General features: G+C 41.9%; 23 protein-coding genes. 6 read left to right on the top strand and 17 right to left on the bottom strand.

Features of this window, described 5'->3' with window-relative positions; translation table 11 throughout:
• Positions 1-5: 5 nt before the first annotated feature.
• The 6 genes from JZO85_RS10525 to JZO85_RS10500 form a co-directional block, all read right to left on the bottom strand.
• Positions 6-410 carry a DUF2177 family protein gene (locus tag JZO85_RS10525; protein ID WP_207108484.1) on the bottom strand — a complete coding sequence of 135 codons (405 nt, stop codon included), beginning with the start codon at positions 408-410 and terminating at the stop codon, positions 6-8.
• A 370-nt stretch (positions 411-780) separates the two neighbouring features.
• Positions 781-1,404 (bottom strand): DUF2922 domain-containing protein, encoded by a 624-nt coding sequence (locus JZO85_RS10520; RefSeq protein ID WP_207108483.1) that lies wholly within the window; start codon positions 1,402-1,404, stop codon positions 781-783.
• A gap of 44 nt (positions 1,405-1,448) precedes the next feature.
• Positions 1,449-1,832: a hypothetical protein gene (locus JZO85_RS10515; RefSeq protein WP_207108482.1), complete on the bottom strand. Its 384-nt coding sequence runs from the start codon at positions 1,830-1,832 to the stop codon at positions 1,449-1,451.
• 368 nt (positions 1,833-2,200) lie between these two features.
• Positions 2,201-2,374, bottom strand: a complete 174-nt coding sequence (locus tag JZO85_RS10510) for a hypothetical protein (RefSeq protein WP_207108481.1) — start codon at positions 2,372-2,374, stop codon at positions 2,201-2,203.
• A 35-nt stretch (positions 2,375-2,409) separates the two neighbouring features.
• Entirely contained in the window at positions 2,410-3,306 is an 897-nt protein-coding gene (locus tag JZO85_RS10505; protein ID WP_207108480.1) for a glycosyltransferase family 8 protein, read from the bottom strand.
• On the bottom strand, positions 3,303-4,157 hold the full coding sequence (locus tag JZO85_RS10500) for a glycosyltransferase family 8 protein (protein WP_207108479.1): 855 nt from the start codon (positions 4,155-4,157) through the stop codon (positions 3,303-3,305). Before JZO85_RS10500 ends, JZO85_RS10505 begins: the two co-directional genes overlap by 4 nt.
• Positions 4,158-4,456: 299 nt before the next feature.
• Here JZO85_RS10500 and JZO85_RS10495 point away from each other — a divergent pair, with 299 nt between their 5' ends.
• Positions 4,457-5,269 (top strand): HAD family hydrolase, encoded by an 813-nt coding sequence (locus JZO85_RS10495; protein WP_207108478.1) that lies wholly within the window; start codon positions 4,457-4,459, stop codon positions 5,267-5,269.
• A gap of 284 nt (positions 5,270-5,553) precedes the next feature.
• On the opposite strand, the gene JZO85_RS10490 is transcribed toward JZO85_RS10495, so the two are convergent.
• Positions 5,554-6,195: a carbonic anhydrase family protein gene (locus tag JZO85_RS10490; RefSeq protein ID WP_207108477.1), complete on the bottom strand. Its 642-nt coding sequence runs from the start codon at positions 6,193-6,195 to the stop codon at positions 5,554-5,556.
• A 36-nt stretch (positions 6,196-6,231) separates the two neighbouring features.
• Positions 6,232-7,155: an alpha/beta hydrolase gene (locus tag JZO85_RS10485; protein ID WP_207108476.1), complete on the bottom strand. Its 924-nt coding sequence runs from the start codon at positions 7,153-7,155 to the stop codon at positions 6,232-6,234.
• 109 nt (positions 7,156-7,264) lie between these two features.
• Here JZO85_RS10485 and JZO85_RS10480 point away from each other — a divergent pair, with 109 nt between their 5' ends.
• Positions 7,265-7,633: a YccF domain-containing protein gene (locus JZO85_RS10480; RefSeq protein WP_207108475.1), complete on the top strand. Its 369-nt coding sequence runs from the start codon at positions 7,265-7,267 to the stop codon at positions 7,631-7,633.
• Positions 7,634-7,667: 34 nt separating this feature from the next.
• On the opposite strand, the gene JZO85_RS10475 is transcribed toward JZO85_RS10480, so the two are convergent.
• Both JZO85_RS10475 and JZO85_RS10470 read right to left on the bottom strand, forming a co-directional pair.
• Positions 7,668-7,838: a hypothetical protein gene (locus JZO85_RS10475; RefSeq protein ID WP_207108474.1), complete on the bottom strand. Its 171-nt coding sequence runs from the start codon at positions 7,836-7,838 to the stop codon at positions 7,668-7,670.
• 69 nt (positions 7,839-7,907) lie between these two features.
• Positions 7,908-8,162, bottom strand: a complete 255-nt coding sequence (locus JZO85_RS10470; RefSeq protein ID WP_088935340.1) for a TfoX/Sxy family DNA transformation protein — start codon at positions 8,160-8,162, stop codon at positions 7,908-7,910.
• Between the two features lie 293 nt (positions 8,163-8,455).
• Between JZO85_RS10470 and JZO85_RS10465 the strand changes: the two genes are divergently transcribed.
• Together JZO85_RS10465 and JZO85_RS10460 are read left to right on the top strand one after the other, a co-directional pair.
• Positions 8,456-9,907 (top strand): helix-turn-helix domain-containing protein, encoded by a 1,452-nt coding sequence (locus JZO85_RS10465; protein WP_207108473.1) that lies wholly within the window; start codon positions 8,456-8,458, stop codon positions 9,905-9,907.
• Between the two features lie 71 nt (positions 9,908-9,978).
• On the top strand, positions 9,979-10,515 hold the full coding sequence (locus JZO85_RS10460; protein WP_207108472.1) for a prolyl-tRNA synthetase associated domain-containing protein: 537 nt from the start codon (positions 9,979-9,981) through the stop codon (positions 10,513-10,515).
• Between the two features lie 147 nt (positions 10,516-10,662).
• On the opposite strand, the gene JZO85_RS10455 is transcribed toward JZO85_RS10460, so the two are convergent.
• Positions 10,663-12,534: a fibronectin type III domain-containing protein gene (locus JZO85_RS10455; protein ID WP_207108471.1), complete on the bottom strand. Its 1,872-nt coding sequence runs from the start codon at positions 12,532-12,534 to the stop codon at positions 10,663-10,665.
• Positions 12,535-13,035: 501 nt separating this feature from the next.
• Positions 13,036-13,986 (bottom strand): hypothetical protein, encoded by a 951-nt coding sequence (locus JZO85_RS10450; RefSeq protein ID WP_207108470.1) that lies wholly within the window; start codon positions 13,984-13,986, stop codon positions 13,036-13,038.
• Between the two features lie 182 nt (positions 13,987-14,168).
• On the opposite strand from JZO85_RS10450, the gene JZO85_RS10445 reads away from it, so the two are divergent.
• The gene (locus tag JZO85_RS10445; protein WP_207108469.1) at positions 14,169-16,736 is read left to right on the top strand and encodes a transglycosylase domain-containing protein; all 2,568 of its coding nucleotides are present in this window, start codon (positions 14,169-14,171) and stop codon (positions 16,734-16,736) included.
• A gap of 59 nt (positions 16,737-16,795) precedes the next feature.
• Complete coding sequence (locus JZO85_RS10440; RefSeq protein WP_207108468.1) at positions 16,796-17,230, top strand: hypothetical protein; 435 nt, start codon at positions 16,796-16,798, stop codon at positions 17,228-17,230.
• Positions 17,231-17,286: 56 nt separating this feature from the next.
• Here JZO85_RS10440 and JZO85_RS10435 read toward each other — a convergent pair whose 3' ends face one another.
• From JZO85_RS10435 to JZO85_RS10415, 5 genes are all read right to left on the bottom strand, one after another.
• Positions 17,287-18,675, bottom strand: coding sequence for a glycoside hydrolase family 1 protein (locus tag JZO85_RS10435; RefSeq protein WP_207108467.1), 1,389 nt, complete (start codon positions 18,673-18,675; stop codon positions 17,287-17,289).
• A gap of 56 nt (positions 18,676-18,731) precedes the next feature.
• Entirely contained in the window at positions 18,732-19,700 is a 969-nt protein-coding gene (locus tag JZO85_RS10430) for a LacI family DNA-binding transcriptional regulator (RefSeq protein WP_207108466.1), read from the bottom strand.
• A 67-nt stretch (positions 19,701-19,767) separates the two neighbouring features.
• Positions 19,768-22,065 carry a glycoside hydrolase family 3 C-terminal domain-containing protein gene (locus tag JZO85_RS10425; protein ID WP_207108465.1) on the bottom strand — a complete coding sequence of 766 codons (2,298 nt, stop codon included), beginning with the start codon at positions 22,063-22,065 and terminating at the stop codon, positions 19,768-19,770.
• On the bottom strand, positions 22,058-23,392 hold the full coding sequence (locus tag JZO85_RS10420; protein ID WP_207108464.1) for a PTS sugar transporter subunit IIC: 1,335 nt from the start codon (positions 23,390-23,392) through the stop codon (positions 22,058-22,060). The genes JZO85_RS10425 and JZO85_RS10420 overlap by 8 nt, the downstream gene beginning before the upstream one ends.
• A gap of 225 nt (positions 23,393-23,617) precedes the next feature.
• Entirely contained in the window at positions 23,618-24,286 is a 669-nt protein-coding gene (locus JZO85_RS10415; protein ID WP_207108463.1) for a CPBP family intramembrane glutamic endopeptidase, read from the bottom strand.
• Positions 24,287-24,353: the final 67 nt, after the last annotated feature.

Raw genomic sequence — 24,353 nt, 5'->3', positions numbered from 1 at the left:
GATATTTACCTCCAATGAAAGTGTTGCGCAACGAACACCGTAAATCCAGAAACCGCCGCGGTCACAAAGGTTCCCCAAATCAAATCAATGATCGTGATCATAGCAGGCCAATTGTTTAAGGTTGCCATATTCGTTAAGTCGTAGGTTCCATAGCATAAAAGACCTAGAAAGCCTCCCGCTGCGATGGCATAAAATAGACTTCCCTTTTCTAACGCAGGAGTGACGATAAAAAAGAGAATCCCGATCAAGTAGATTCCATAAAAAATCACTGCCGGCACAATTTTTGTCTGTCCCATCAAATGCCCTAAATTCTCCTGATACATCCGCCGAGCAAATACTAGCAGCCATAATAAATCTAGAACCAAAAAGGATGCCGCGGCTACCCCAAATAATTTCAATAAATTGACCATTCTGTTTCCTCCTCATAGTTGAAGCCTTTTAAGAATGCTGGTTTCCAATGATTAAACTCATCGTATCATTCTAGGAACGAAGGCGGAAAACATATGCCTGATCACTTGATAAAATCCGCTCAAAAGCTGTTCAATCACTATATTTTAAGGCCATGCTTCAAAATTATCCTTGAAAAAGTAAAAACAGACACTCCTTTTATCACTAACCTGCTTGACAATTACGCTGGTTTTTGGCAAAAAAGCGACTACCTATCGTTAATACACCACGACAAATAGCCCGCCGATTAGCGAGCTAAAAATTTTATTCAGTTTTCACTACTCCTCCTTTCACCCCATACCAACGTTGGATTTTCGATGGGATGAACACTGCTTATTCTCGTTTCCGGATACGATCAAGCAGCCGCTTTCGTTTTTTCTTTGGTGTAGGTGGCGGTGCCTGCGGGATCTCAGCGGACTCCGCCACCTTTCGTCTTTCTGTCAGAATGAGCTTGGCTGGCTGTTCTGTGTCGTCGATCTGAATATCTTCTAATGTATATCCGTCAGGCACACAGGCCGTGATAATCGACAGCGCTTCGCTCTGATACATTTCTCTTGGATTCATTTCCGCCGGCAGTTCAATTGTTTGGATTAATACATTGGGGTCAGGCTTTTCTTCAGAGACCTGAAGCATTGTTGCTGGCTGAGCGTCCTCGGCCATTTCAGGTTCTGGTCTCGTTTCCTCCACAGCGCGTACGGGTTCCTCTGCTTGTATGGACGGCTCCGCCGCTGTTTTTAGACTATCGTCAAAAAGCTCTGTCTCAATCGTTTCGATCAAAGTCGCATGCTTGACCTTTTTATATAAGCCGACACCCTTTCGTTCAAATAGGTTCAGCTGCGTTAACTTGGTTAAGGACGCTTTGATCTCCGCGCCCGTTTTCGTGGGATCCACATTTTTAAAGCGCAAATGTTGGGATTTGCCGTTGCTGTTTTCAAATTCTGCATCTAATGTGAACATGCTTTTCCTTCCTTTCATTCATTTTTTTCCTCACCTGTTCTTCGTCATGAACCTGCTAATCCTGCTAAAGGCTCTTTAATAAACTGGGTGTATAGCGCGTGTATTTTTTCAGCAATATATGTTTTTGCGGGAAATAATTTAATCGTTAACAGCCGCCATTCCTTTTTCTCGAAATAGGCCGCAAAATAACTGTAAAAGCGACGCATCGCAGCCGTTGAGCGGGTCTGTAAAAAAATGTGCCGTACCAGCCGCTTCAGCAGCATTGAAAAATCTGCCGCCTCCAGCTCATCTCGTACTTGAAGCGCTACCAAAATTTGGATGGCGCCATTTCCGTCGTTGGTTTCTTTATAATAATGAGTGACGCGTCTTTCCAATGTCTTGCGAGTCAATGTAAAGAGCTGTCGTCTGCTCAACCCATAATCTTCCATGTGTACCTCCTTCTCTATTGATACTTATTTTTATTTGAGATATCTACACACATAAAATAATCCTTTTGTCACGGCCTTTTCAATACCAAAATGTTTATTTCAAATTAACATAAAGGATTGGCGGTATTAAACGGCTTATCATTAAGAATATTCTTTATAATAAATAACCACCTAATAAGTATTTCTAATTTAATTTCATCATTTTCTCATATACAAAAAGAAGCCTTCCTCTTCATGAAGGCGGTGAAATTACTCTCCAAACTTAGCTACACCTGCAATTTTTCTTTAACTAATCAGCTGATTTCCTGACGCTTAACCATAAAAAAGGGCCCGGACAAATGAATTGTCTTGGACCCTTGATTACTTGCTTATCTTTTCCGCTGGTTGAGCTTTTTTGTGATAAAACCAATCACAAAAACGGATAAAAGCTTGAATAGCAGTGAGCGAACCGCGCTATCCTTTTGCCTATCATTCTTTTTGCCTGATTGGTGGTGAAAACGACTTTTAGGGTGTTCCCACTTGTTTTTTGTTTTATCCTTCATTCGTTATCCTCCTACTTATTGATTATTCAACTGGTCTATCCTACTAACCCAGTTTTATTCGTTGAAGATGCTTTTTCTGAGGATTTTTCTTCATTTTCTTCCTCGTTAAAGGCGGTCAAATCTTCATACTCCTCGTAGTATTTCTTCAAGGAGGAAGTAAACTCTGGACTCCACGGTTTGACATGTCCTGAATAATGAATGATTTTAGGATCTCTGCGCGCTTGGAAATATTCCTTCTCACCCTCTGGATCTGGATGCTCTACTTCACGTTTCATAATGTAGCTTTGGGCATTCCATTTTGGATGAAGCTGCAGCCAGTGGTCGTGCAGGATCGCATTCAGCGCATCCTGATCATGAAATTCCAATTTCTCAGGATTGTCGTGAATGTAACGCAATACGCGATTCGTTACATTTTCTGAGAGCCATGTTTTCATATTGATCAGCATGAAGCCTGAATTGAAATACTTCGTTGAATCACAGGCGATCGCCATTTTTTCTAGACGATGATGGAAGCCGGCATCCTCTACTGCGGCTAACGTATAACCCGATAGATCAATCTCCCACAATGCCGAGATATCCGCCAGCGCGATCATATCGCAATCCAAATAAAGAATTCTTTCAATATCTTGATCACGGAATAATTCCGGGATCGCAATCCGATAATACGCCGTTTCCGGGATACGGTCACTTTCCACCGCGTCCGCAAAATACTTCTTATCAATCGTTAAAAAGTGCAGCGCCGCATCATATTCTTTGACGGTTTCACGCATCAAACGTTTATTCGCAATGCTGATTTCATCATCGATCACGTAAAAATCAAAATCCGCTGCGGACCCCTCAGCATTTTCTAGGATCGAAACAAAAAGTGCTGATACATGTTCCGCAAATGCATCGTTGCAGCTTGAAACTACTGTAAATTTTTCTTTTTTCATTTTACCTTCACCGTCTCCATAAAAATACTTTTGTTCAATAGATCCATGTATTTCTCTTGATAGGGGTGCCCCTCCAGCGTATTCCATGGCTTGTCATGACCTGTAAAATGAACAATCGCCGGATGCTTCCGCCCTTCTTTATACCAGTCATCGTATCGCTTCGTCGGTGCAGGATGCTTGTCAAAAATCAGTGACGATTGCATGTTCCAACGAGGATGAAAGGGATGCCAGTTCTCATAAAGCACTGCGTTTAACGCATCCTGATCATGATAGATGATTTTATCTCCATTATTTTTCAAATAATCAATTGTTTTTTCAGTAATGTGCTGCTGATTCCACTGCTCAACGTCAATGACCATCACACCAGAATTAAAATAATAGTCATCAGAATCAATGCCTAAGCGCTCCAATGCCTCGGTTTGTCCTGGATCAATGATCGCGCCGATCGTCTTCCCAGCTAAATCCTGCTGATACAATTTCTGAATATCCTCCAGAATCAATGTATCCGAATCAATATACAAAATTTTTCGATAATTTTTCTCTGCCAACATCTTCGGCATAGAGATTCTAAAGTAGGCAGTCGTTGTAATATGGTCGCTGACTAAAAAATCTTCGTAGATTTCTTCATCGACCTTTACAAATTGAATAACAGCCGCATCAGAATAGTTATGCACTGTTTGAATCAATTTCTCCTTACTCGATACTGAAAGCTCATCATCAATAATAATGAAGCGAATCGGTGTTTTTCTTCCAGTTTTATCTAATAACGTTGAGATCATTACACTCAGATAAGGAGCGTAATTTTCATCTGCTGCTGTGACTACGGGTATTTCCTCAATTTTTGAGAACATATATCCTTCACTCCCATCAAGTTTTTCTATTTATTAATAACAGCTGGTTACAAGTCCCAGATTAGCCCCCTCAAAAGAAATAAGCAAAATTACTGCTTTGAGACCCCAAACATTTAGTCAAAAAAACCGCGAATAATCCCGATATTTGGGGGATCTTTATCAATTATTAAATTTTTATAAAGTTTTAATTTATTTATTGATTTGAAATTCCTTTTCTATTCACATGAGCGTTTAATTGTTCATTTTCTGAAAATTGGACTAACCTATAAGATAGATGAATCAAAAAAGGACGGATATAGATGAAATTGGCAGCAATAGATCTTGATGGTACCCTGCTGGATAAAGAGGGAAATATTTCTGAAGAAAATGCTTGGGCATTAAAAGAATTTGATCGCCAAGGAGGAACAGTGGCTTTGGCGACTGGCCGATCGATCCAATCAGCGAGAGAAGTATTTGAACAATTGGATTTGAGCGGCTTTACATTAGCCTCAAATGGCGCTTATGTTGCTCGCATCGAAAATGGCGACATCAAAAAAGTCTTAAAAAGCTACACGATTCTTCCGGCTACAGTGAAGACTGCACTTTCCTTTGCGATGAAAACTGAAGTAACTGTTGTAGCCAGCCGTGCTGCGCAAGATGACCGAATTTCCTTTGCTCAGGACAAAAACGAAGTCAACACTCCTTACTATGCCCAGTTCAATTTGAAGGAATCAAAAGTTGACGAGCTCTGGCAGCAAATCGACAAGGAAGCGATCAGCTATTTCAAGCTGGCGTTTACTGATGGAGACACTAGTAAATTAGTTAAGCTGCGCTCCCAGCTGGAGAAGCAGCGGATCAACAGCTCCTACTCTGATAAATACTGGCTGGAGGTTATGGCTGAGGGGGTCAATAAAGGCGCCGCGTTGAACTTTTTGACTAAGCACTTATCCATGGACTTAGCCGACGTATTGGCTTTTGGCGACCAAGAAAATGATTTAGAAATGCTTAAAATCAGCGGAAAAGGGATCGCGATGGAAAATGCTGCACCTGCTGTAAAGAAAATCGCTGATAAACTGACCAAATCGAATGAGAACTCAGGTGTTGCTTTCATACTAAAAGATTATCTTGCCTAATTCTTTAGAAACTAAGAAAGGCTTCGCGAACTCGCTCAGCTTTTGAGCGCCAAGTAGGTACTGTTCCACATCAGCTCCAAAGTACGATCGCTGTGTCTCACAGCAATAAGACCAAAATATTTCTAAATTGCTTCTCAAATTTCGAAATATTTTTGCTTATTGCCGATAAAGCTAGTTCGTGAAGCCGGACATGGATATACCTGCTACAAAGCGATTTATTTATGTGAAAATTTTATACTTTCTTTATAGTCAAAAAAGTCGTTGCCAAAAAGCTGGCAGCGACTTTATTCGTTATAGCTTAAAATTTTGCGCTCATTGATTGGCTGACACTCCCGATTATTTCTTCCATGAATGGCTAGAAATCTCAGAACCTGTTCCGCCGACACTTCTAAAATGTTTTGCATCACATACCACTCGACCCCTTCCGTTAACGGCGGAGTCGTCAACGAGCCGATGTAATGGTAATAGCTTTTATTTTCAGGCATCAGGCTCGCAACAGAAAAGCTGCCGCTTCCCTTTTCCTGATCATATTGGTTCAACACCTGTTCAAAATCGGGATTAAACGCACCTACCTGATAAAGTACGCCAATAACCGCCAGCTGACCGTTGGCTGATTGGAAGAGAAAATGACCTTCTAACGGAAAAATCTTGCCGTCTAAGCGATGCTCCCCATCAGCATGAAAATGCACTTGGACAAAGTTAAACACACGATTGTTGAAGCTTGCTTGGCCGGCTCCTAATAACTGCAGATTTTGTCCATTATTAAAAAAAGTCGCGGTCGTTTCTGAAAGGTTTACTTGCAGTTTGGCTAATGTATCATTGCTTTCAATTTGAGATGTTTGGATATCAATCGGTGATTGGCGCAGACCGTTTTGCGGCTCCCAATCACCTTGGTGGCAATAATCTATCAAAAATTTTGCTTTCATATGATCCCTCAATTACCTAAAATTTTTACAATAATATCATTTTTCAGAAATATTTTCCATCCATTTGCAAATATCTTGAAAAACTGTAAGTTTTTGAGTTTCGTTCAACAGTTCATGGCGGGCTTTTTCGTACAGCTGCACTGTCACCTGCTCCACGCCGGCAGCCTGATACGCCTTGGCTGCTTTCATCACCCCTTTGCCATATTCTCCAACTGGGTCTTCTTTACCAGAGAGAAACAGCAACGGAAGCTTTTTCGGTATTTTTTTTAACAGCTCCGGCTCCTGCGCGCGAATAATCAGCGAAAAAAGCTCGTGATACCCGCTCAAGGTAAACAAAAAGCCGCAGTTTGGATCTGCCAAGTAAGCATCTACTTCCTCAGCTAAGCTGACTAGCCAATCCTTATCGGTTCGTTTATTGAAGATCTTGCGATTCATATTGCCGAACGCCAACTGATCGATCAGCCTGCTGGGGTGCTTTTTCCCTTGAAATCGACTCAGCACTTTAGCGGCCCCTTGACCAAAACGAGTCAGCCGCACCGGCTGCTGCCCTGTACCCACCAGTATCGCTCCATCAATCTGCTCGCCATATTCAGCTAGGTAATTTCGCAGCACAAACGATCCCATACTATGTCCTAAAACAAAGAAGGGTAAATCGGGATAGTGTGACTGCCCCCATTTCGTTACTTGATATAAATCCTGAACCAGTCCATGTTTGATGGTTTCATCATGGAAATAGCCCTGCGGATTTTCCCCAACAGATGCCCCATGTCCCAGATGATCATGCCCGATCACCGCGATATTCCGTTCGTTTAAATAATTAGCCAACGGTTCATAGCGCATCAAGTGCTCCGCCATTCCATGCGTCACTTGAAGGACCGCTTTTGGCTCCTTGCAGGACCAGTGATAGGCCTGTAAAAATGTTTTCTGATCAACAGAAAGCAGTTCAAATTTTTCTAACATCGGCTTTTCCTTTCTCGCGTACTTTCGCTTTTTTTCTATGTAATTCCATCTTAAGTTGGAGGTGCATCTAGCAAAAAGTGGTAAACTATGGATAATGGAGGGATGGAATATGTCTTGCTTAGGTAATATCATCTGGTTCATCTTTGGCGGACTGATCGGCGGGCTGACTTGGTGTCTTGCCGGCGTTTTGTGGTGTATCACCATTATCGGCATCCCGATCGGCCTGCAATGCTTCAAATTTGCCAGTCTGAGCTTTGCTCCGTTTGGCAAGGATATTGTTTATCATGGAACGGGGTTAAATTTGATTGTCAATATTATTTGGTTGATTGTTTCTGGTGTCCCCTTAGCCATTGGACATCTGGCCAGCGCTGTGGTGCTATGTCTTACGATCGTGGGAATTCCGTTTGCCGCGCAATCACTGAAGCTGGCTCGCTTAGCCTTAATGCCCTTTGGCGCCCAGATCGTTTCTATTCGTTAAAAAAGGAGGAATGACAGTCGTCATCCTCCTTTTCTTATCCAAAAATCAAGTAAATCAGACCTGCGACAATCAAGATCAGATTCAGCGTTACCTGAATGTTCACCATCAGCGGTGTCACATTCCTTTGCTTGCGGCGTGCCAGATAGATAAAAATAGTATACGCACCGACCAAGATGACAAAAATCACTAATGCGATCAGATACAAAAGGCCACTTCCTTTTTTGTATGTAGTGTAACGCGAACACTTTCTCTCAGCAAGCAAAGTCAAAGAAATCTAATTTAATTGTTTGAAGAAATCACGCAGTTCCGCTTTTCGCCGTTCACTTAATTCACGCTTAGGGATATCCTGAATCGCCCCTTCTAAGCCGTACAACAAATGCAAACAAGCCCCGTCATCTACCAAATGGCGGATTTTTAAAAAGGCAGCCTCTGTTCCCAATTCCCGCAACTGATCAGGGGTAACTATCCCAACCTGCTCCAACTTCTCTTCATTTACTACACCAATATTTTTCATCTCTGAAATTTTCATCTCTGACTCCTTACTCCTTTTAGATATATTATACCTTAGAATAAAAGCGGAAACGACCGCTTTCACAAAAAGTTTAAAAAGCCGTCACTTTTTTTCAAATCATCACAAGAAAAGGAAATTTAAACAAAATAACCTTGGTTATTTTTTATTAAAACGAGTTTCTTATGATTTGTTTAGGATATAGCTTTATTTTTCGCCATTTATTAGGTTATTATTTGTATTAAATGATATTTTAATCTATTATATAAATCAGTACGGTTAATTTTTATTAAGTAAGAATGGAGGGCACATTCATGCTGGGGATGGATAAAAACACACGGCTAAAAATTCAGATTATAGAAACGCTCGATGGTCTGCAGACGCCGATCTCTTTAAAAGAATTACAGGAGAAAATCGGTTATGCCAGCCTTGGTACGATTCGTGTGAACTGTAAAGAATTACAAACGATCATCGAAGAGCTTTACACCGGAGATGATTATTTTTTAACTCTGCGGATGGATAATGGACGCGGTATTCAGCTTGATCGTTCCTCAACGAACCTCCAGTCCTTGACGAATTATTTATACCAGCATGATTTGGCTTGCGAAATCATTCGTATGATTCTGACGAAACGAAAAATTTCGGCCATTCAATTTTGCATGGATAAAAACATCAGCGAATCCAAATTACGTCGTAAAATCAAAGAAATCAATCAGGATCTGTCTGATTACGATCTTTATATCTCCTGCTCCACAAAAATCAGCTTAAAAGGGCGAGAAGTCGATATTCGCCGTTTCCATTATATATTCTTCCGCGGGCTGTATCGTCAGTTCTGCCAAGTCGAACGGATCAATACTGAAAGCTACTTCCAGCTAGCCAACCAAATAGAGGATTATTTAAAGCTGGCCAATAACCCGACCAATCTAGAAATGATCTGCTTTTGGCTATTGATCACCAATCAATCCCTCAGTAAAAAAGGGGAGCTTATTTTCAACAGCACTGAAAAAGCATTGCTGAACCGCTTCAAATATCCGAAAAAACCGGCCTTTTTAAAAACCTGGAACACCAATGAATGGCGTTTTTTCCTTTATGCTATTTACAGCTCCTTGTTGAACGATTTTGAATTGCAGTATAAGAATTCCTCAAGAGAGCTCTTTTTTAACCAGGCTATTGCTCATTGGCTCAAGTCATTTTCTACTCACTTCCGGCCATTAAACAGCCGCGAGCAGAAGTTTGTAGGCCGCAAGCTTAAGCAGCATTATGCGGCGCTGGCCTTCTTCCGACTAAATGATCCGATGATCGATGAGCTTGGAAACAATGTGGCCTTGAATCAGGTGCAGTCGCAATTTCCCTATTATTACCGACGCTTTGATGCCTTTTGGCAAGAATTCACTCAGGCAGTGCCTGGCTACGACTTTCGTCAATTGCGGCTTTATTCGTTTTTAACCTGTGTAAACCTCTTTTCATTGGAAAATTGTCTGCCAGAGATTTCAGTGTATGCGTTTTCCGAGCACAGTGATCTTTTTAGTATTTTTATCCAAGAAAAAATCAATTTGTATTTCAAAAATCGCTATCACCTGACTTTTGTTGAAACCCCGCGAGAAGCACAGCTGATTATTGGAACAACACCGGCCTGCAGAAACTTCCTGTCAGAAGGTCAAGAATCGGTCATTATTCGTTCGAACATGACTACGACCGACTACATAGATATTGAAGCGATTCTGGCAAAGCTGGTAAAAAAAGATTTGACGCAATTAGAAAAATAAATGAAAATAGGTTGAGAATTTGATTAAAAAAAGGTATCGTAGTAGGTATTACATACACAAAGGAGGCCGTTATGGTTTACGTTAGTGAAATGCATACTACCCCACCGACTGAGTTTGGTTCTGAATTAGAGGAAAAAACATATGAAACACTGGCAAAGCTGGATATCCCCTTTTATCAAGTGGCTACAGGCGAAGCCTTGACGATGGAAGATTGTATCGATATCGATAATCGCTTAGGGATTGAGGTCGTTAAAACGATCTTTTTATGCAACCAAAAGAAAACCAAATTCTACTTGTACATTACACCAGCAGATTTTAAGTTCGTGACTAAAGATTTTGGCAAGAAATTGGAGATTCCGCGGGTATCATTTGCTTCAGCTGCTTTGCTAGATGAGCGGCTGGGTGTGATTCCAGGAGCCGCAACGATCTTCGGACTGTTAAAAGATCCTGAGCATGAGATCCAGCTCGTTTTCGACAAATCCGTTGCTGAACGAGAATGGTACGGCTGCAGTTCCGGTTCTGTGACCAACTATATGAAGCTGAAAACAGCGGATTTATTTGAAAAATTCCTGCCATATACGGGACACGAAGCGATCCTTATTGATTAGAAAATGAAAAGTGTTAGGAGATAGTCTCCTAACACTTTTTTGGACGATTCTATTATGCTGGAAAGTCGATCAAAAAAACGGATTCCTTTCCATTTTGAGAATACCTTGCAACTCCCGCCTGACCAAACTGATCAAGCGTCTAGCTGTCTACCATTTTACCGTAACACAGCCAATTTCTTTCATCGGTCCAGTGATTTCCTTACCAGAATCTGAACCAATCGCTTGGAGTGCGAAATAGTAAGTGCCTTTTGATAAGCAGACTTTGCTTAATGAATAGTCAATATAGTAGCCTTTTCCAAAAACACCATTCGTATATTTCGCATAGCGAACATCGATTGTTTTATACGCGCTGCTGTACTGACCTGTACTTGTTCTGCGGTATACACGAACCTTTGTATAGTCTAGTGAATTCGGATTTTGCGTACCTAAGAAGATTTGTGCGCCGTAGTAGCGTGTTGGGATACAACCGCACTTAAGAACATTCTTGATGCAGCCGTTCAAGCCATTGCCGATTTCTTTTCTCTTCAATGTTGTTGCACAGCTTGATCCCCATTGAGGACTTATCCAGCTGCTCCATTGACCATAGCTTGCTTTCACCCAGTAATAATAAGTGGTGCATTGGTTCAAGCCTTCATCTGTATAAGACATTTCTGAACCATCTTGTTTGCCATTCACTGTAATCGCTGTCGCATTGTTAATGTTGTTCGTTGTACTGCGATATAGTGTATAGCTAGTTGCGAATCTTGTTGAAGCATTGTCGCTCTTTGTGTTTGTCCAGTTCACTTTGATCGCTTTATCGGAAACTGCTGCTGCTTTGATATTCGGATTCAATGTAGTCCCGCAAACAGTGAATTTGCCGATATTTGAACTGCTGACTGTCTCGATCGTATATGGACAAACCTTCGGACGTTTTACCATTACTTTGTAGCAATAAGTCGTATTGTGGTCCAACTTGATATCGTTATAGGTTGTTTTTCCTGTTACTTTAGCAATTTCTTTGAAATCGCCAGAGTGGTAATCGTTGCATTTTTTACTTGCACGGAAGATCTTATATTCAGCATCGCTGCCTTTTGATTCCCAGCTAAGCTTTAACCAATGATGCTGTGCTTCAGTCACACAAACATTTTTAACTGCATCCCATTTTTCTTTATAGTTGTTTTGGTTACAATGTTTTCCGCTGTGATTTTTATCGCAGTCTTCATGGTGCTTCCAATTATTGTTGCAGCCGTGACCGCTATGGTTTTCATCACAATTTGAACCGTGATGCCATTTGTTTTCATTACAGTTTTTGCCGCTGTGATTTTTGTCACAGTGTTCGCCATGTTTCCAATTGTTTGAATTACATTTGCGGTATTTACTATGATTTTTATCGCAATGCTCATCATGCTTGCCTGCATTGCTGTTGCAGGTATTGCCGTTATGTTTACCGTCACATCCTGTTTTATGATTAAACCAGCCGTATGTTTGGGCTGCCGGCGCATTAGATGACGATTCTTCAGACGTTTCTTTTGTTGATTGTTCGGTCGATTCTTTCGCTGGTTCTTCACTAGTAGCTGCTGACGGTGCCGCTGCGGCTGCGTCGATTTTCGCATCCCCTGCTTTTGCTGCAGCATCTTGATTAGCTATTGGGCCAGCTGCGTCCTGTTCCTTGCCATCGACCACAGCTGCTACTTTATAATAGTAGAGATAATCAGCCTTAAGCGTGCCTTTTGTCTCTAACTCGTCATAAGGATCAACTGTATATGTTTTGTCACTCTTCAATGTTTGAATTCGCTCAAATTTCCCATCCTGTTCTTCTGCTCGATAGATGTTGTAGCTTTGCGCATCCTCAACCTTATCGAACTGAATCACAGTCCATTTTTGCTCATCATTATGTTTTACTGTCAGATTTGCCGGAACATTCTCCTCATCTGCTGCAAATACTTGTGCCGGTACCCCTAACGAGGACACGGTCATGATCAATAGCGTTACCAACGACATGATCCCTTTTAATTTTTTCATTAATCCCTTTTTTTTCATTTCGCTCTCCTTTTCTGCTCTTTACCCAAGTGCAAAAAGTGCACAACAAATAAACCCTACCCTAATTATGACATTGACCATTTTCTCGAGGAAAACAGTATGTGTATTTTTTGAGTTTGTTTTTGGCCAAAAACAGAAGCAGCGTTCCATAAACCACCCCCTATCAAGTGAACATACCAATAAGCATGCTCGATCACAGGAATTGCTCTCTCATTTCCCGTCTCTAAGAATGTGAATCTTCGGGATTTTTCCTGTTGTCACAAATATAACAATTATTGTGATATAATTCTATAATCACTCAAAATTCAAAAATATTCTTTGAATTTTGATGAAAAATTTTCGCTATACTCCATATATTTTATAATATATTTAATAAACTAATTGAAATTGCTGCGTGATCCACCCGAATTCTTCCACGAAAAAAAGACCATCAAAAAATTGATGATCTTGTTTATGTTGTATTTTTCTACTAGGCAAGCCGCCTTGATTTTTATCCACGGATTACTGTCTATTAATAGAAACAATCTTTTGCTGCAGTCGATCATAGACAACCACGAAATTCGCAATAGCCTTTTCAGAAGTCGGTACCCGGAAATAATAATCCGACTGGCCATCTGTCGGTGTATTCGTGTGATAGAACCCTGATAAATACGCGTGGGTAATATCTCCGCGAGTATCCTTGAACAGCTCAAAGAATCCGCTCGGATTCGTCACGTTTATACTTTTTTCCAACGCCTTGAACTCCGTTTGATTGCTGTCCAACCCCGCTTTTTCCATTTGGCGATAAAGCTGTGTGTCTGTCCCGCGGCGAATCAATTCTGTCCAGGCAGTCTCGAAATCCGCTGACTTATCTAAATAGGTGTCATCTTTAGTGATCACTGATTTTACATCGCTGCCATCTTCTGCCGTCAATTCATTCAGCTCTTTTTGGTTAAAGCGAAGATTGACTGTATAATCATGGCGTGAACCACTCGTATCAGTAAAACTCCAAATCTGCCGCTGTGTCGTCATCGGCTGGTTATCCACTAAGCGCTGACCGAATCCCACTAGACTGACACTGACAAATCCCCTTTCCTCTGAACTCACCATAGGATAGATTTTGCGGTACAGATTAAAAATATTTTTCCCATCCTTCGCCTTTCCATAGATCTTTTCGATCGCATCGGCCATCGCCTGCGAGCTGGAAAGGCTGTTGCTATCTGCGAATGCCTTATTCAAAGCATCGATTTTTTCCGTTTGTTCGCTTAATAATGTTTGATCATTGACATCCTTTAACGGCAGCACATCTAATTTCGGGAGCTCTTCTTTTTTCTTTTCCTTATCATCACTGGCAAAAACACTGAACGGAATCGTAAATTGAGGAAAATTTCCACTCAAAACAATCCCAAAGGCCCCGACAAATAAAGCGGCTAGAATTCCCCAAAAGATCAACCATTTTTTCTTGGTATCCATAGTTCACCTCGTCTCCTCTACATTGTGGCGACAAATTAAGCAAGCGTCAAGTATTTCTAGGTAAAATCCGACTATTTTTATGAAATAATCTAAATTTTTTCTTGGAAAAATATGAATAGGATAGTTATTCTCGTCATTTTCTATTACACTAGAGGAAATGATTTTTTTAAGGATAGGCGGATATGGCAAATAGACAAGAACGACATCAACAAAGAAAAGAAAAGAAAATAAGACCTGCACGTAATAAAACGTCGCGGGGGCAATTGGCACGATCAACGAAGATTTCTCTAGGGATTCTTGCTGCAATCCTCTTAGTTGTGATTGCAGGAACGATTTTCTTCTTCCAAAAATATGGAAAGGAAGTCACCGCGGCGATCGATGCCGGCGAAGAACATGCGGCAAAGATCCAGGAGAGTGACTTCAAGCAGTATCACCCAACCACGATTCTAGATAAAAACGGACAGGTGCTCAAGGAGCTGAAAACGCAGGAACGGGACTACCTAACGTATGACAAGATGGACCCGCTCGTTTCTCAAGCCCTAATCGCAATCGAGGATAAGCGATTTTATGATCATCACGGAGTCGATACCCAAGGTCTGCTGACGGTTGCGTTGAATGCCGCGACTGGCCGCGGGGTGCGCGGCGCCTCAACCATCACCCAGCAATTGGTGAAAAATATTTATTTGACGCCAGAGGTTTCTATCTCACGGAAGATTGAGGAAATGGTCATGGCTCAGTCGCTGGAAAAGAAATTTACCAAGCATCAAATTTTGGAGTACTACTTGAACAATGTCTACTTCGGACATGGCGCTTACGGAATCAATGCAGCGGCAAAGGTCTATTTTGGCAAGTCGATCAATGATACCAGTCTTTTAGAAAAGGCGACACTCGTAGGGATCACCAATAATCCGGGGATTTTTGATCCGACGACGAATAAGAAAAATGCTTTGAAGCGCGCCAAGCTGATCCTCAAAGAAATGAATCAGCAGGGGTATATCACAAAGGACCAGTATGATAAGGCTGTTGCAGACGATATTTCAGCGGAGATTCACAGTAATGCGCTGAATAATCAACTAGACAATAATGAAGTCGCCTTGGCGGTGGATTCAGCTACTAAGATTTTAATGGGCCAGCAGGACTTCCGCTTCCAATATCAGTTTGATTCAAAGGAAGAAGAAGACCGCTATAACGAAGAATACAAGTCGGCCTATAACAAGGTATATCAACGAATCCTTTCCGGCGGCTATCAAATCAGCACCAGCATCGATCCAGCACTCCATGATCAGCTGCAGGGAATCGTCAGCAACGTCATGAATGCCTGGCAAGATCGTAACGGCGAGAATAATTTCTACACCAAACAGGCGGCGATGACCGTCATCGATAATCAGACTGGCGACGTGGTAGCCAGCATCGGCGGTCGCGGCGAAGAAGGCAATCATTATAATCGCGCCTTTCTCTCCTATCGTCAGCCTGGTTCGGCGATCAAACCTTTAGTATCCTTTGCGCCCGCTTATGAGCGTGGATTGTTAGAGGGCAGCATGGCTTCAGATGACCGGCCGAATAATACGTATCCTAATAATGTATATAACGGATCAAAAGGAAATCTGACATTACGTAATGCGATGGCAATTTCTTCCAATGTCGTCGCCTACAAATTAGCCAGTGAGAACCGTGATGAATTGAAAGAGCCGGTTTATCAGCCTTTAGCTCAAATGCAATTTACCGGCTTGGATGTCGAGGATGACAATCCGATCATCGCTGTCGGCGGAATGACCTACGGGGCAACTACCCAAGAAATGGCTAGCGGAATCGCGACACTAGTCAATCAAGGAAATTATCGTGCCCCGGTCAATATCCAAACGATCAAACGCAAGGACAATGGACAAGAAATCTTCTCGCAAAGCGAGATCGCCCAGCAGAAGGTTTACAGTGATGACGCGGCATACTTGACCATCGATACAATGAAGGCCGTTCACCAAAATGCAGATGGAACAGCGGCAGGCTTGGCCCTAGCCCACAATCAATATTGGGCCGTAAAAACCGGGACTACCGATGAAGCCAAAGATTTGTGGACAGTCGGTGCTACGCCCCACTACACTGTAGCCGTCTGGGCAGGCGATGACACGCCGCAGCCGCAGGATAACATGAGTGTCGGTCAGGCGACAAAAGAGATTTTCAAACAGACGATGGACCTTTTGAACAACGGCAAAGAAGATGTTGATTTCCAAATGCCTTCTTCCGTACAAAAAGCCGGCGGACAATTGGTCACTCGCTCTAGTCAAACAAAACAAGTATTGGCAACTCGGAAAAATTCGCTGCAAACCGCCACTACGAATATCGATACCTTGGCGAAGCAAAAAGCCAACGAGCTGACAGCCGCTAAATTGAGCACACCAATGGTAGAAGAAGCATCCACCTTCAGTAATCAATTAATCTCTGAACGGATCGATACCTTGAGCCAATTTGAGATCATCGTGACAGATACTCAGGACAATTGGCAGACCTTCGATCAGTATGCCCAAGACGTCTTTGCTCTGGTTCAACAGGTTGAGCCTTCCGGCGGAACCCTTTCCGATCAATATACCGGTGTTTACCGCAACAAAGAAGCCGAGTACGCCCATGAAAAAGCTGCTCGAGATTCGGCGATCAACACCGTCAAGGACCAAATCACCGATACGAAAAATCAAAGCAAGGATTTAGACAAGCAAATCAACGAGTTGAAAAAACGACTCGAAAATGAAAAAGATTAAAAAAACAGTCGTCGATTTGACGGCTGTTTTGCTATACTTTTAAGAAAAGGAATGAGTTTATGGAACCTATTTTGGCCCTTTTGACCGCTAAAGATACCAAAGAAGCGCTGGCGGCATTTAAAGAATTAGAAGCAAACTGTCTCGCCGAACCTATTTACGCAGATACGCTGGAAAGCTTCTTGCCTGCTTTGACTGCCGAAAATTCGTGCGGTCGAGGACGCGCCTTTAAGTTCTTTGCGATCAACGCCCGCTGGGATTCACAGGCTGTCATCGAGAAGCATCTCACAGACATTTTGGGCATCTTAGATGATTCCAAAGCTCCCACCCTTCGCCAATGTATTCCCTATCTGACCTATTTGGCCGAAGCCAAACCCGAGCTGATCCCGATCATTTGCGAAAAGCTGGATTCCTTGGCGCTCGATCAGTATAAGGAAAGTATGCAGAGTCTGATCAGAAGAGATATTGAGAAGGTTTTAAGTGAGTTTAATTGCTGAGCCTTAAAAAATCCCGATCACTTGGAGATTCTCCATGTGATCGGGATTCAATTATGCTATTGATCAAATCCATTTTTATTGATAACATCGGCCATCCAGAAGCTGGATTTTTTAGGTGTTCGCTGATAGTCCTGTGAAAGTTCTACGCGATAGAACCCATAACGATTTTTAAACGCATTCAACCAGCTCCAGCAATCAGAAAATGTCCACAAATGGTAACCGAAGCAGTTCGCTCCCTCCTTGATCGCCCGATGCAGTTCTTCCAAATGATCTTTGATAAACGTTATCCGATAATCGTCTTGAATAATGCCTTCCTCATCATCAAAACACTCTTCTTGCGACACACCCATGCCATTTTCAGAAATGTACCATGGAATCTCACTATAATCATTTTTTAAACGCATCGCGATGTCGTAAATTCCTCTAGGATAGATTTCCCAACCGCGATGCGGGTTGATTCGTTTTCCAGGCCAGTCATAGCCTTGGAATAAATCACGAGGACCAGTTATTTGTTCGACGCGCTCCTCCTCAGGGATGGCTTGTACTCGTAAAGGCTGGTAGTAGTTGCAGCCGATAAAATCTACGGTATTTTTCGTAAAAATATTTTTATCGTCTGCTTCGGTCTCAGGTGATAGATTCGACCGCTTCAATAGTTGAGTGAACTCATCGGAATACGTACCTTTGACTGCACCATCCAAGAAGCTGCGGATATAGATATGATCCGCCCACTTCGCGGCCTCGACATCTTCCGGCGAGTCACTTTTCGGATAAACAGGTGAAAGATTCAAAATGATACCAATTTTTCCGTCGTTAAACCGAGAAACTCGGAAAGCCTCTACCGCTTTAGCATGAGCAAGCATCGTGTGATAGCCCACCTGGACCGCGCGCTTGAAATCTTTGATCCTCGGCCAATGGGCATCGCCATAATACCCACATTCGATGTGTACTAGCGGTTCATTGAAGGTCGCCCATTTTTTTACAATATCACCAAACTCTTCAAAGGCAACACTGGCATAATAAGCAAAATGATCGACTGATTCCCTTGCTTCCCAGCCGCCCTTTTCCATCAACCACCACGGCATATCAAAATGAAATAAATTGATGATCGGCTCTACGCCACTGTCCATTAGCTCTTGAAAATATGCGCGGTAAAACGCGACTGCCTTAGGATTAAGCGTTTTTCCATCAGGCAGTAATCGTGTCCATGCGATCGATGTCCGATAAGAGTTCAGGTTCATCGACTTCATGTTAGCAACTTCTTCTTTATACTTTTCATAAACATTTGAAGTATTTTCTGGACCTACTTGGTCATAGAATAATTCTGGCTCCATTTCGAACCATTTGTCCCATGTTGATGGACTTTTTCCATCCATTGCTGCGGCTCCTTCTGATTGCGGAGCGCTTGTAGCCGCTCCCCACAGGAACCCCTTTGGAAATTGAAGCATGATTAAATCTCCTTTATTGTTTATAAATTAAAGCGTTCACGTTTCTCAGGAGCAGCTTATATTCCAAAAATCTCGTTGTCAATCGTCTCATCTTCTCCAGCAGTCAACACCTCAGGATTCAGCCGCTCCAGCAAGCGTTGAGCAGATCGCTGTCCGATCAATTGGGTAGGTGCTTTGATTACGATCCGATCCGTAAGCAATTCCGCCATCTCGCTAGTGTAATCATAATGCGCCAAAACCAAATTCTTTCTTGTCGAATCAGGAGAATGCTGCAAGTATTCAAGGACCCCAGTCATCATATTGTAGTTTGTCACAATTAATGCGGTAATATCCTGTTCCAGCAATTTTTTACCACCTCGGTAGCCGCTGATTCGAGAATAATCACCGTATTCAGTTACCAAAACGGTGCCTGAGTGCTTAGCCGCAGTCTGTTGCGCACCTAATAGACGTTCCCTTGCAACATAATCATTTTGAGGAGCAGCCAAAAGACCGATTCTTGTGTGCCCTTCCTTGATAAGATGCTCCGTAACTTTAGCCACACTCTTTCGATCAGCGACTTGGATTCGATCAACTCCCGGCAGTTGTATGGGACTATTGATCGTCAATACTGGGATTGGCAATTCAGCCAACCGTTCCATGCCATCCCAATCCTGTTCAGACATAAAGACGATCAAGCCATCCACCGCATGCTGCACTAAATAATCAATCTTCTGATCAGCTAGTGAGACGTCTCCTTTAAATCCGCTCAACAAGACGGAATAGCCGTTTTGCTCCATCACACCTTCTATGGCACTGACGATCTCTGCCCCGAATTGACTAGATACACTATTCATTAAAAGCCCTACTGAAAAACTACGATTGTTTTTTAGGCCTTTGGCGATAATATTCTCTTTATAGTCTAGCTCCTTGATCGCAGCCGCAATCTTTTTCATATTTTGTTCTTTCAATTGATGACCATTGAGATAGCGAGAGACACTTCCTAAAGAGACCCCAGCCAGTTCAGCCACTTTCCGAATAGATGACATTTTTATGGTTCCTTTCTTATCTTAATCGGAGCTGATTTACTGTTGGAAACGAGCCATTCTTTAACGGTTAATTTTTGAAAGAAACTTCTTCTGATAAATTCTTGACCATGATTTGGCAGCCGTCTGCTCGCTTATAAAGCTGATCCATGTCTGTAAAATAGAATTGATCATCAGACAATGTAAACGTCAGCTCAGTTGATTCATCAGGCATCAATTCAATCTTATCAAAAGCCTTCAGCTGTTTGTGACGCTGAATCACTCGACCACCTAATAAACGAACGAATACTAGCACCGTCTCTTTTCCAGTAAATTCTCCCACATTTTTAACAGTAACACTTATGGTCATTGTGTCAGACTCTTGGTGGACATGCAAGCGCTCATATGAAAATTGCGTATAGCTCAACCCATAGCCAAATTCGTGAAGAGGAGCACCGGTTTGATCGTAATAATCATCTTTTTTCGAAGCCGCCCGCTGATAATAATAAACAGGCAATTGTTGAGAATTGAGGGGATAGCTGACATTCAGCCGTCCGTTTGGATTATTATCACCGATCAGTGTCCGCGCGATTGCTGTTCCTCCAGCTTGTCCTGGAAACCAGCCTACCAATACAGCATCAGACAGTTGTTGAACTTCTTGGATATCATAAGGCCGTCCTTGAATCAAAACTGTGACAATAGGTTTTTCCAGCTCCTTCACAGCTTTTAAAAGCATCAATTGCTGGCCGCCCAAGGACAATGAAGCAACGTCTACATTTTCTCCAGAATCCATATTGATCCCTTTTGAAGAAACTGCACCATTCTTTAAAAACTCCATATCAAAATTGCGGGCACTCGAACCTCCTAACACGCAAATAATCACATCTGCATCTTGACAGTCCTTCACAGCAGCTTCAATTTTAGGGAGCTGATTTTTTGTATTCCGAACTTCGCAGCCTTCAGAGAAGACCACCTCAGATTCTGAAAAAATAGTTTGAATCTGGTGAAAAATCGTTAGATGCGCCATCTCCGCGGCTTGAGGCGCAGAATAATCCCCCAACAAAGCATAAAGGCTATTTGCATTTGGGCCTACTACAGCAACTTTTTTTATTTTATGATCTAAGGGTAAGAGGCCATCATTTTTAAGCAATGTCAAGGATTCCTCCGCCACTCGCAGATTGTTCTCTTTAGATTCATCCAATACTTTAGCTAGTTTTTCCTGTGGGTCTTCTACAAAGGGATGCTCAAAAAGACCTAATAAAAGTTTAATGCCTAAAACACGGGCACAGGCTGCATCAAGCACAGATTCTTTGATTCTTTCGGATTTTACGCCTTCTGTAATTTGTAAATAGGTCTCATCCCATAAACTTAGATCAACCCCAGCTTCTAGCGCTGCATTCGCGCTGGTTATTTTCTCGTCAAAGACATCTTCTAACCTATCTAGGGCAATGCCGTCAGCCATCACGATTCCTTGATAGCCTATTTGCTCCCGCAACGTTTTTTGGAACAATTGACCATTGATATGACAAGGTACACCATCCACATCATTGTATGCTGCCATGACTCCTACAGCATTTCGTGCACTCTTTAACAGTGGAAAATAAATATCCTTGAATTCTCGGCCTCCAATGGTTACTGTTCCAGAATTGTGCCCGCCTAATGCTTCTCCTTGAGCAATGCAATGCTTTAAAACAACCCCGATCTGTTCCGGCTGTTTATTGATTTCAACAACTGTCTTATCCAGATAGGCCGCTTCCTCAGAAATCAGATCGCCCTGAAATCCGGTGATTACCGCTTCGCTCATTCGCGCGGCCAAAATAGGATCTTCACCAAAGCATTCTTCTGTTCGTCCCCAGCGCGGGTCCTTTGCCAAGTCCAAGGTTGATACTAGGGCTAAATGAACACCTTTAGCCGCTAGCTCTTGTGCCATTAAATGACTTGATTGCTTCGTCAGCTCAGTATTAAAGCTATTTCCGCGACCCAAATTTGTCGGATAGGAAATTCCGCCTAGCCCCTGATGTCCATGAGGACATTCCTCAACGATTAAGGCAGGAATTTCCCAGCGTGATTGATTGATCACATATTCCTGAACCTGATTAACCAGTCTCCAGCTATCCTCTGGAGCGATTCCGGTTTCAAAGCCTACTTTGGACCAAGGATCCGCACGAAATAACCCGTACAACGCCCCGATCCCTTTCCCCCATTTGACATGTTCTTTAAATTTATCTGTCAGTTCAATCTGACCATCTTTTTTCTTTTCATAGCATTCCCAGCCATACAGATGTTGATTCACTTGACCGACCTTTTCTTCTAAACTCATTCGATCCATCAGATCTGCGACTCGTTCTCTAATCGTCAAATTCGGATTTTGATATGGAAAATTACCCAATCAGCTCTTCTCCCCTCAGCTCAGCTTCCTTATTCGAAGCGATAACAAATGGCATAAATAAGAAAACATCTAGTATGATTAACAAAATGGTAAGTACACTGGCCATTATATTACCACCGGTAGCGATAAATGATTGTATGACAGGCGGCGTGATCCATGGTGCCGCAGCTACTGTTTTTCCGACTAAACCAACACTAGTCGCAAAGTAGGCAATGATCAAATTGATCGATGGAATAATTGCACACGGAATCATAAAGATTGGATTCATTACTACCGGCAAACCAAACATTACCGGTTCTGTGATATTGAACATACAGGTGGTTAAGCCCAGCTTCGCCACTTGTCGCTGATCTTTACGTTTGGATACCCATATGATCGCGATCACTAACGGTAAAATGCACCCGCCTCCTCCAATCAATCCAAAGGCATTCGCAAAAGGCTCTGTAATTATATTAGGAATTGCTTCATGATTTTGGAAAGCCAGCATATTTTCCTCAATCGACTGAAGCATCGGTGCTTGCTTGATCGGCGCTAAAATACTTGAACCATGCATCCCAAACACCCACAGAAAATCTGAGAAGAATTGGATAAATAGCATTCCTGGAACGGATAATACAAACCCCTTTAATGGTGTCTGAATCGCCAAGTTGATCAAATCCGGAACATTTAATCCCGTTGTCTTCTGTAAAATGAAGACAAATGTACCGAAAATCAAAATTACCAATACTTCTGGCACTAAAGAATTAAAAGATGTCGCAACTGCTGGCGGTACACCATCGGGCATTTTGATCTTTAATTTTTTGTATTTTGCCAAGCGAACGAACATTTCAGTACTCAATAATGCACAAATCATTGCAGTTGCTAGACCTGAACTTGAGGTCAAGGCCTGTGAAAACACACCGCCCACTTCTGCAGTGCTCCCATCTGTCAATGTGACCAACGTATTGATCGGCATCAAAATGAACATTGTAGCCAGACTAAGGACACCTGCATGAACAGCGTTAAAGGCCGGATCATCAATTGCTTTTGATTTAATATAATAATTAGCCAGATTTACTCCGATATTATAACAAACGATAATTGCTAAAATACTCATTGTTCCATTATTAACAATTACGGCCAACTCTGACAAAAAACTCAAATCAACGACCTTCTGAACAGCAGCATTAGAAAAAATCAACGCATTCAATAAAACCATAAAAGAGGCTGCCATTACTAAAGGCATCGTGATAATAAACGCATCACGAATCGCTAACAGGTGTCGCTGGTTATTGATTTTTGACACAATTGGCAATAATTTTTCAGACAGCTTATCGACTAAATTCATAATAAAACTCCTTATTCTTGTTTTTTGAACCGGTTCAAAAAGAATAATAGCAAACGATTTCAATAATTACAATAGGCTAACGCAAAGTTTTTGAACCGGTTCAAAAATAAAATCGCATTTCTCTCGATAATTATTCCCCAATGCTTTCTCTAATCATCGTATGAATCAAATCAACACAAAAAACAGCTATTCGCTAAATAGCTGGATTTTTTGATTAATCTATCATTAACCTACTGCGATAACAAATAAAATCGTAAATATTCTAATAATGATTGGCACTTCTAATCGCTTCGTTTTAACGTAGGAAATTCCTAAAATGACATTCATCCCAATAAATAGGACTCCACGAGAGAGGCTCTCAGGTCTGTTTATCAGACAATAGATCAGAGAAGAAGCACCTACGCCTAAAAGCATATTCTCCTTGAAAACCAAACCAATGACCCCGCCACGAAAGACGACCTCCTCCATGATTGGTGTAAATACAACTGAAAGCAGCACGATGACAATACTTGGGAGGCTGGAAAGAACATTGTCTGCGATAGACGCTGGTGTATTTTCAGCAATCAAATGCCGGTCGCTCAGAAGCTGATCAAAAACGAATAAGGCGAGCATAAAAACTATGCTTAAAAAAATAATCTTGCCATTTTTCTTCTTTAGAAAAGAAAAATCCAACGCAAGCAGGTTCAACCCTTTTGACAGCTGCAACATTATGAATGAAGCGAATAATAGGTTAAAACACATTAACACGACTTCAATCCCTGAATAACTAGAATGGCCACTCTCATACGCAGATAGCAAGAACGTTGTAAACAGTTGAGAAAAAAATACAACCAGACACCCCAAGCCTAAACAGATCATCACATTCCATAGTTTTTCTACTGTTGAGTTCCTCATGGCTCCTTCCACTTCCCTTTTCTTTTTATTTTACACTTTTAAATACGGCAGTAACCCATCCACCCGT

It is taken from the genome of Candidatus Enterococcus murrayae (assembly GCF_017315985.1).
Classification (GTDB): domain Bacteria; phylum Bacillota; class Bacilli; order Lactobacillales; family Enterococcaceae; genus Enterococcus_A; species Enterococcus_A murrayae.
Note: the sequence above shows the minus strand (reverse complement) of the source record. Positions and strands in the feature narration are given on the sequence as shown.